The sequence below is a fragment of the Oceanibium sediminis genome, assembly GCF_003265325.1.
Taxonomy (GTDB): domain Bacteria; phylum Pseudomonadota; class Alphaproteobacteria; order Rhodobacterales; family Rhodobacteraceae; genus Halovulum; species Halovulum sediminis.
This window is the reverse complement of sequence record NZ_QGNX01000038.1, coordinates 1-2208: the sequence shown is the minus strand read 5'-3', so window position 1 is coordinate 2208 and position 2208 is coordinate 1. Positions and strand designations below refer to the sequence as shown.

4 protein-coding genes are annotated in these 2208 nt (G+C 68.9%); all 4 read right to left on the bottom strand.

Going from position 1 to position 2208, the window contains the following annotated elements; all coding sequences use genetic code 11:
* On the bottom strand, window positions 1-530 hold a 530-nt coding region (locus DJ029_RS21440; RefSeq protein WP_112324489.1), incomplete at its 3' end, for a phage terminase small subunit P27 family.
* A gap of 18 nt (window positions 531-548) precedes the next feature.
* Window positions 549-1022, bottom strand: coding sequence for a DNA-packaging protein (locus DJ029_RS22330; RefSeq protein WP_232823175.1), 474 nt, complete (start codon window positions 1020-1022; stop codon window positions 549-551).
* Entirely contained in the window at window positions 1019-1231 is a 213-nt protein-coding gene (locus tag DJ029_RS21430; RefSeq protein ID WP_112324488.1) for a hypothetical protein, read from the bottom strand. The genes DJ029_RS22330 and DJ029_RS21430 overlap by 4 nt, the downstream gene beginning before the upstream one ends.
* The coding region (locus DJ029_RS21425) for a DNA-methyltransferase (RefSeq protein WP_112324487.1) at window positions 1213-2208 on the bottom strand (996 nt) is incomplete at its 5' end. The genes DJ029_RS21430 and DJ029_RS21425, both read right to left, overlap by 19 nt.

The following is a 2208-nucleotide window of genomic DNA, read 5'->3' as shown; positions in this document are numbered from 1 at the left end:
ATTGGCGCGCGGGTGATGCGCGGGCCACCGGGATGCACCGAAGGCCGGCTTCCGATGGTGAGGGTGTCCTTGTCCCCAGCCCCTTCCGGCGGGTCTGCCCCCTCGTAGGTCGTCACGAACCTGATCTCCAGCGGCTCCGCGTCGGGGGCATGATCGGGGCCCATCGACAGCCGCTGGCGGGCAGAGGGGCTGAGGCCCAACTCGGCCATGTAGCGGCCCATCAGTTCCAGTTGCTTGTTGGAGATCGAGAGCCAGGGCGATTGCTGCACGTGGCCCGAGGGCGTCTTCAGGATGGTTGGCGTCTCCTTCAGCTTCTGTTCCGCCTCGACCCATCGCCCGTAGCACTGGCAATAGGCCGCAAGCGCCGCCCGGTCGACCACGGTCAGCACGCCCATCTTGTGGAGCGTGCCCGCCAGCCTGCGCCATTCCTTGCGGGCGATGTCGCTCAGATGCTCCGGGCAGCGCGGCAGCGCCTCCGGTGGCTTCGGGGCGTTGCCCCGCGATCTGGCGAAGGGCTTGCGGCCCCTCATGCGGGGCTCGGGGGCATGTCACCTGTCATTGCCATCCCCGCCTTCCGCCACGACCTCGGCGTCCTCGATCGCCGCTCGGCCGTCGACAGGGGCGAGGCGATCAGCCGCCCCCATCCGCTCCGCAACAGCATCGATCTTCCGGCGCAGCATGGCGGCGGGGCTTGCCACCGTGACCGGTCCGCCGTCCGGGCCGCTGTGTTCGATGGCCGCGGTTTCCCGCCAGCCGGCCTGCGTCTTCAGATAGAAGATCGACGAGGTGGTATCGCCGCTGCGGGCCTTCTGCAGCAGACCGTTGGCGACATGCGCGATGGCTTTCGCCTTGCCCCTTTTATAGCGCGCAGCAACATCCGCGTCGCGGGCACAGATGGCGCGGAACGTGTTGCGGGAGATCCCGAGATAATCCGCGATCTGATCCTGGTTCAGCAGGGCCGCGAGGGTTTCCACCTCGTTCACCTGGGCATCGCTCAGCACGATGGGTTTGCGCCCGGTCATGCAAGCCGCCTTTCGCAGCCCCGCCACAGGGCCCTGGTGCGGGTCAGACCGGCAAGCGTGACGACGGGCCCGACCGGGAAGCAGTGCGTCGCGGCCACCGACAGGCCGAACACCGGCAGGATCAGCACCTGCCCGGCAAGCGCCACGAGGGCATGCGCCAGCCTTGTGCGAAGGGCATCCAGGGGTGGCATCAGGCGGCGTTGGCGCATACGGACCTCCGCTCTCCGGCAACCTCGGCATAAGTCCGGCCGTCGCCCTCCAGAACCGCCGTCTCCCCGGTGAAGGCTTCCCAGCGGGTCACCGCCACGTCGACGTAAGGAGGGTCGAGCTCCATCGCGCAGCAGGCCCGCCCCGTGGTCTCGGCCGCGATGATCGTGGTGCCCGACCCGCTGAAGGGCTCGTAGACCGCCTGCCCGGGGCTGGAGTTGTTCAGCATCGGGCGGCGCATGCACTCCACCGGCTTCTGCGTGCCGTGGACGGTGGCCGCGTCCTGGTCGCGGTTCGGGATCGACCAGAGCGTGGATTGCTTGCGGTCCCCCGACCAGTTCCCCTTCGTTCTCACCGCGTACCAGCAGGGCTCGTGCTGCCAGTGGTAATGTCCGCGCGACAGCACAAGCCGCTCCTTCGCCCAGACGATCTGCGACCGGATGTCGAACCCCGTCGCGACCAGGCTCTCGGCCACGGTGCCCGCGTGCAGCCCCCCATGCCAGACATAGGCAACGTCGCCCGGGAACAACGCCCAGGCCTCGCGCCAGTCGGCCCGGTCGTCGTTCGCCACCTTCCCGGTGCGCTTCGTCTTCGAGGCCCCCGCTTGGTTTCGCCAGGCAGGATCATAGGCCACGCCGTAGGGCGGGTCGGTGACCATCAGGTCGGGCGCCACATCGCCGAGCAGCCGGGTGACCGCGGCTGCGTCCGTCGCATCCCCGCAGAGCAGACGATGGCGCCCCAGGATCCAGAGATCGCCCCTGCGCGATGCCGGCGTATCCGGCACCTCCGGCGTGTCCTCCTCCCGGGCGTCGGCCACCCCATGCGCGAAGAGCGTATCCAGTTCCTTCGCCTCGAAGCCGAGGTCCCCCAGCTCGATCCCGAGCTCCGACAGATCCGCAACCTCCAGCGCCAGCAGGTCGCGATCCCAGCCGGCCTGCTCGGCCAGCTTGTTATCCGCCAGGATATAGGCCCGCTTCTG

Coding starts and splice junctions, on each gene's coding strand:
- DJ029_RS21430 (WP_112324488.1), bottom strand. CDS start 1,231: ATGCGCCAACGCCGCCTGATGCCACCCCTGGATGCCCTTCGCACAAGG.
- DJ029_RS22330 (WP_232823175.1), bottom strand. CDS start 1,022: ATGACCGGGCGCAAACCCATCGTGCTGAGCGATGCCCAGGTGAACGAG.